Origin of the sequence: Dapis hubbardiae BLCC-M172 (assembly GCF_050016015.1) — a bacterium.
Classification (GTDB): Bacteria; Cyanobacteriota; Cyanobacteriia; order Cyanobacteriales; family Microcoleaceae; genus Trichodesmium.
Genome location: NZ_JBNHEQ010000037.1, coordinates 5,742 through 12,100 on the forward strand (window position 1 = coordinate 5,742; position 6,359 = coordinate 12,100).

Below are 6,359 nucleotides of genomic sequence, written 5' to 3' on the forward strand. Positions count from 1 at the left end.
CCTACTACAAACAAAAACTTTTTTTGAGCAAAAAAATTAGCTCTAAATTTAACTTATGACTTCTGACTTATAACTTCTGACTTATATCAAATACCCCATCGTAATGCCGCAGTTTTCACTGGCGCATCCCAGAATTTAATCAACTCATCATCCAATTTTAACAGAGTAATAGAACAACCTTGCATTTCCAAGGAAGTAATATAATGCCCAATCAAATTACGCACAATTTTTAATCCTTTTTGTTCGCATATTTCTGCTAATTTCCGATAGACAATATATAACTCAGAAATAGGAGTACCACCCATACTATTCACAAAAGCCAGAAGGCGATCGCCAGGTTCAAATGGTGAGTCTATTAATTCCACTTCCTGCCATTCTCCTTTCACCTCATCCCACTCCCGCACCATCCGACTATAACCGACATCTTCAATAATATTAATAGCTAACATTTCTGCAATTTCATCTGCTGACTTCATCGCCATTCGTTCTCTCCCTGGTTCCCCATGAATGCCAATACCAAATTCAATTTCGTTATTGCCTAACTCAAAAGTCGGACTACCTTTAGCAGGTGTGGTGCATGATGTCAATGCCATTCCCATACTGCGCCCATTAAGATTTACTTTTCGGCAAAGGTGAGCTATTTGCTTCAGATCATAACCAGTTTCAGCAGCAGCACCACAAATTTTTTCTGCTAACACTGTTGTCCCGACACCCCGTCGCCCTTGAGTAAAAAGACTGTCCTTAACGGCAACATCATCATCTATTAATATATTCAAGACTCGGATATTTTCTGAGACAGCAAGTTCGGTTGCCATCTCAAAATTCATCACATCCCCACTATAATTTTTGACAATATTCAGAACACCTGCACCTGAATTGACAACTTTTGCTGCTTCCAACATTTGGTCAGGAGTAGGAGAAGTAAAGATTTCACCAGGGCAAGCTGCATCTAACATTCCCATCCCGACAAAACCCCCGTGCATGGGTTCGTGGCCGCTACCTCCACCGGAAATTATGGCAACTTTATTTTTTATTGGTGCATCAGCGCGGTAGATGAAATGGGGATCGAGGTTGACTTTTATGAGATCGGGGTGAGCGATCGCCATACCTTGGAGACTTTCACGAACTACATCGTTGGGATTATTAATAAGTTTTTTCATTGGATATATCCTGATTACTAATTGTATTTATATTACAAGAAAATGACCTAAGAATTACTGATATATGCTTAAATAGAATAGCAGTTAAATTCAATAATCAACGTACATGGCCACCAGACTAATTGAACTAGAAGATGGGATTTGGGTTGAAGCAGAAGTTGCAGATGATGAGGCAAAGCCAATTTCTACTAATGTTGCCAAAAAAGTCCAATCTAGTTTTGATAAAGTTAAACCTATATTAATTAGTATTAGTCGCCCTATTGCTGAAGCTTGGCAAGAAATTAATAAAGATATGGAAATTGAACAAGCTGAGGTGGAAGTGGGTTTTAATTTTGAGGGAGAAGGAAATCTATATATTACTAAAGGAAAGGCAGGTGCAAATTTAAAAGTTAAATTAGTGCTGAAACCGAAACAGTCAGAGAATGATTAATCTGAGAAAATTAAAAGAATCAATTGTTTTAATTACCAGTGCTAAAAAAGGAAATGTTATTGGCACTGGATTTGCTTTTTATCAGCAGGAAGATTATACTTATCTGCTTACTTGCGCTCATGTTGTTGAGGATGTGGGTGGTGAAGAAAATCTAAGGGTAAATGATATTCCTGTAGAACTTCTGGAAATAGGAGATCCTCAAGGTTTTGATTTAGCAATTTTAAAAGTCAAATATATTTTTCCGCCCTTAACATTAATGATTTTATATGGGGAACAAGAAAGAAGTTTTGAAATTAAAATTCCTGGTAACTTTCTTATGGGTGAAAATAAGGCACGCCGTCGCCAGATAATAACAGGAATAATGATGGTTGATGGAGAAACAGCATTACAAACAATAGATAATAAGGAAGAAGAAGTTGCTGTTGGTAAACTAGAAATAGATAAAGGAGAACTTCAAAAAGGTTATAGTGGGGCACCTGTTGTTGATTTAGAAACAGGTTTTGTTTTGGGTGTAACTACTCATAAAGTTGACAAGGAAGGAGCGAAGGAAGGAACTTTTGGCACAGCAATATCAATAGAAGCTTTGGAAAAGATTTGGCGTGAAATGCCTACTGAGATCTATGAAAAAATTGAACGAGAATCATTAGAAACTTCTGAGGATTTATCGACTGTAGAAACTGTAGAAAATTCTGAGGATTTATCGACTGTAGAAACTCCAGTAGAACCTGTAGAAAATCCTGATAATTTATCTGCTGAAGAAATTATAGCCCTCAAAAAATTAGACGTTCCTAAGAATTCACCTGCTCAACAAATTACACCACCATTTGATGTAATAACAGTCAACAGCAAAGGTGAAGAAATTAGTCGTCTTTCTGATAAAGCACCATTTTTTACTGAAGATTTGGGTAATGGCGTGATATTAGAAATGCTTTATATTCCTGGGGGTAATTTTATAATGGGTTCGCCGGAAAATGAAGAAGGAAGATATGAGTATGAAAATCCTCAACATCAAGTTACTCTGAAACCTTTTTATATGAGTAAATATCCCATTACTCAAAATCAATATCAAGCCATTATGGAAAAAAATCCCTGTTACTTTAAAGGAGGAAAACGTCCTGTAGAATATGTGTCATGGTACGATGCAACAAAATTTTGTCAAAAGCTATCTCAGAAAACGCGGAAAAACTACAGACTGCCAAGTGAGAGTCAGTGGGAATATGCTTGTCGCGCTGGAACAACCACACCTTTTTATTTTGGCGAAACTATAACGTCTGAGTTAGTTAACTATGATGGCAACTATACTTATGCTAATGCACCGAAAGGAAAAGATCGACAAGAAACAACAGATGTGGGGAGTTTTCCTCCCAATGCCTTTGGCTTATATGATATGCACGGGAATGTGTGGGAATGGTGTCAGGATGTTTGGCATGATAACTATAAACCTAGTGGTAAATTTCGATTTAAAGACCTTTTATCAAGGGTTTCGGGTAAGTTAGAAGATGCACCTACTGATGGCAGTTCTTGGGAAGCTGGGGGACATACTCATACAAGAGTGCTTCGTGGTGGCAGTTGGTACGACAATCCCAGGGATTGTCGGAGTGCCTTCCGCTGCTGGGACTATGCGGACGACTACTACTACGACTGGGGTTTCCGTGTAGTCTATTTGCCAGGTTTGTTGCCTCCTCCTTTCTGCCCCTAGCATTCTTCCCCTTTGTTCTTTTTTCCTCTTTTCTCTTCCCTTTCCGCGAAGCGGATCGATCTTTTTTGAAATTTAGGGGTTGTCATACTTGCAATGATAATGTGTGTGTTATTGTCATTGCGAGGGGGAGTGAAAATAGTTAGCTTTGGCTTTTCTATTTAACCCCCCGAAGCAATCTCTAAAACTTTAAGATTGCTTCGGGGGTATTTTGGCTAGTAGGGAAAAATTATTGTCAAATATTCCCCCTTGCTACCGCAAAGCTAGGCTAACGCAATGAAATTGAGAGGCAAACTGTCATTGCGAGGGGAAGGTGAAAATAGTTAGCTTTGACTTTTATATTTAACCCCTCGAAGCAATCTCTAGAACTGTAAGATTGCTTCGGGGGTATTTTAGCTATTAGGGAAAAATTATTGTGAAATATTCCCCCTCGCAATGACATTGAGACGCAAACTGTCATTCCACAAATACCAAAAAACTCCAAAGTTATTGATTTTACGACACAGCAAAACCTGTATATTTCCGCTTATAAGGTGCATGAAAAGCCAGAATAATATCTGATTTTGGCACTCCTAAATCTAATAATTCATTAGCAATACCGATTTCTGTACCATCATGTTGTATCCAGATTTTTTCATCTTTAATATCTATTTGCAACACACAACCTCGTACTCGTCTATTCTCATGCCAACCTACATTGAGAAGTTGATAATGATCTCTTTCTTCGTCAAAAACAACTTGTACTTCTATGTCTCCATAAGATGGTTTGTATTGACTATACTCAGTAATAATATTTTTGACATAATTCCTATATTTAGTTAATTTTTCCATTGCACAATTACCTCATTTGCAGGATTATAAATAATTAATTTTATCTGATTTTCTTCAACTGCTACTTGAGTAAATACCAGGGTAAAGAAACTTTCATAAGTATCCTCAGAAACAGCTAAATATAGACATCTTTCCGGTTCAATTCTCCTTAATACCGTTCGGTAGTTAATAAATTGCCCCAAAGCATTATGAAATTCTGAAATTAGAGACTGTCGAATAAAACTTTTAATTTCAACAGCAATTTTTTTGCCATCTTTTTCAGCGCCAACAAGTTTTTCAGCACCTAAATCAACATACAGATCGACTCCACCAAATTCTAAATAAAGAGGATCGTTAGTAATAATCTAATTTTCTTTGATTAAGGCATTTTTGACAGCATCATGGAAGACATCTTTAGCAGGCATAATTTACTACAACTTCAACACTTTATATTGTATAGCTATTTCAAAAATTATTACCATCAAAAATAGGTTAAACATATTGTCAAAAGCTTAGAGAGTAATTCTTTCAAATCAAATTAACCGTTTTTTTATATCATAGCAATTCCTTTTCCTTCAGATAACAATAATCAGTTATCAGTGTGCCTTAACTTATCTAACAAACACTATATAGAAAACAGGAATTTGTCTTCTTTGTTCCCAAATCAGATATTCCTTAAAAAAAAAATTCTGCTTCATCTATATTTATATTGATCAATGCTAGATTCACCTTTTGCTAAATATTAAAATGCTTGTTTTCTGATTTATGCAAAATTCATAGAGTAAATTACTAGAATATGTTTAAATTGAAATAGCAGTTAAATTTACTAATAAACTTATATGGCCACCAAACTAATTGAACTAGAAGATGGGATTTTGGTTGAAGCGGAAGTTCCAGATGGTGAAGCAAAACCTATTTCTACTAATGAAGTTAAAAAAGTTAAATCTACTTTTGCCCAAGTTAAACCTATATTAGTTAGTATTAGTCGTCCTATTGCTGAAGCTTGGCAAGAAATTAATCAAGATATGAAAATTGAACAAGCTGAGGTAGAAGTAGGTTTTAATTTTGAGGGGGAAGGAAATCTCTATATTACTAAAGAAAAAGCAGGTGCAAGTTTCCAAGTTAAATTAGTTCTTAAACCAAGTACGCCAAAACCATTTGAAGTCATAATAGTAAACAATAAAGGTGAAGAAGTTAATCGTAGTTCTCATGAAGTAACATCTTTTACTGAAGATTTGGGTAAAGGTATAATGTTAGAAATGGTGTCTATTCCTGGGGGTACTTTTGTGATGGGTTCGCCAGAAAACGAAGTAGAAAAAGATAATGCTGAAAGTCCTCAACATGAAGTTACTATCCAACCTTTTTCTATGAGTAAATATCCTATTACTCAAGACCAATATCAAGCTATTATGGGTGAAAACCCCTCTAATTTTAAAGGAGGAAAACGCCCTGTAGAAACTGTCACTTGGAAGAATGCTCAAAAGTTTTGTCAAAAGTTATCCCAGAAAACTAAGAAAACTTACAAACTACCAAGTGAAAGTCAATGGGAATACGCCTGTCGCGCTGGCACAACTACACCGTTTTATTTTGGAGACACTATTACTACTGACTTAGTTAACTATAATGGCGACTATACTTATGGCGATGCTCCTCAAGGTAAATTTCGAGGGGAGACAACTGATGTAGGCAGTTTTCCTCCTAATGCTTTTGGTTTATATGATATGCACGGGAATGTGTGGGAGTGGTGTCAGGATATTGGGCATGAGAATTATGAAGATGCGCCTAATGATGGTAGTGCTTGGGAAACTGGAGGAGATAGTAAGGTACGAGTTATTCGTGGTGGGTATTGGGATGATGAACCTGGAAATTGTCGGAGCGCTTCCCGTCTTTGGGGGGATGCTGACTTCTCCAATGATAACAGGGGTTTCCGGGTAGTTTATTTGCCTAATGCGTAGCTTTATACTTTTATAGCTACTATTTTTCTACTTTAAATTAAGAATATTAATGACAACCTACAGCGCTTTTCACCCTTGATAAACCACATTGTCATAACCAAAACTCTGTAGGGGTGAATGGCTATTCTCCCCTACTGTGGTCTACTGAAATGAAAACCGCTATCAATAGAAATCTCTGAAAAAGAATAAGCTTCTTACAAGATTAGGTAATAGTTAATAGGGAAGATATTTTTAGGAAAAAGGTACGGAAAAAGATTTAGTCAAAAAGTAGAGAAACCGGGTTTGTATTAAATAGCTCACCATACTAA

Annotated in this window: 5 protein-coding genes and 1 pseudogene; 3 read left to right on the forward strand and 3 right to left on the reverse strand. The window is 36.4% G+C overall.

Features of this window, described 5'->3' with window-relative positions; translation table 11 throughout:
• Positions 1 to 86: 86 nt before the first annotated feature.
• Positions 87 to 1,160 (reverse strand): dihydroxyacetone kinase subunit DhaK, encoded by a 1,074-nt coding sequence (dhaK, locus tag ACP6PK_RS04065; protein WP_426557974.1) that lies wholly within the window; start codon positions 1,158 to 1,160, stop codon positions 87 to 89.
• A gap of 106 nt (positions 1,161 to 1,266) precedes the next feature.
• On the opposite strand from dhaK, the gene ACP6PK_RS04070 reads away from it, so the two are divergent.
• Positions 1,267 to 1,590, forward strand: coding sequence for a CU044_2847 family protein (locus ACP6PK_RS04070; RefSeq protein WP_094678419.1), 324 nt, complete (start codon positions 1,267 to 1,269; stop codon positions 1,588 to 1,590).
• Positions 1,583 to 3,289 (forward strand): SUMF1/EgtB/PvdO family nonheme iron enzyme, encoded by a 1,707-nt coding sequence (locus ACP6PK_RS04075; RefSeq protein WP_426557977.1) that lies wholly within the window; start codon positions 1,583 to 1,585, stop codon positions 3,287 to 3,289. The genes ACP6PK_RS04070 and ACP6PK_RS04075 overlap by 8 nt, the downstream gene beginning before the upstream one ends.
• Before the next feature lie 492 nt (positions 3,290 to 3,781).
• Here ACP6PK_RS04075 and ACP6PK_RS04080 read toward each other — a convergent pair whose 3' ends face one another.
• Together ACP6PK_RS04080 and ACP6PK_RS04085 are read right to left on the reverse strand one after the other, a co-directional pair.
• Positions 3,782 to 4,117, reverse strand: a complete 336-nt coding sequence (locus tag ACP6PK_RS04080) for a XisI protein (RefSeq protein ID WP_426557979.1) — start codon at positions 4,115 to 4,117, stop codon at positions 3,782 to 3,784.
• Positions 4,105 to 4,521: pseudogene (locus ACP6PK_RS04085) on the reverse strand (XisH family protein). The gene ACP6PK_RS04080 and the pseudogene ACP6PK_RS04085 overlap by 13 nt, the downstream one beginning before the upstream one ends.
• 414 nt (positions 4,522 to 4,935) lie before the next feature.
• On the opposite strand from ACP6PK_RS04085, the gene ACP6PK_RS04090 reads away from it, so the two are divergent.
• Positions 4,936 to 6,051: a CU044_2847 family protein gene (locus ACP6PK_RS04090; RefSeq protein ID WP_426557981.1), complete on the forward strand. Its 1,116-nt coding sequence runs from the start codon at positions 4,936 to 4,938 to the stop codon at positions 6,049 to 6,051.
• The last annotated feature ends 308 nt before the right edge of the window (positions 6,052 to 6,359 follow it).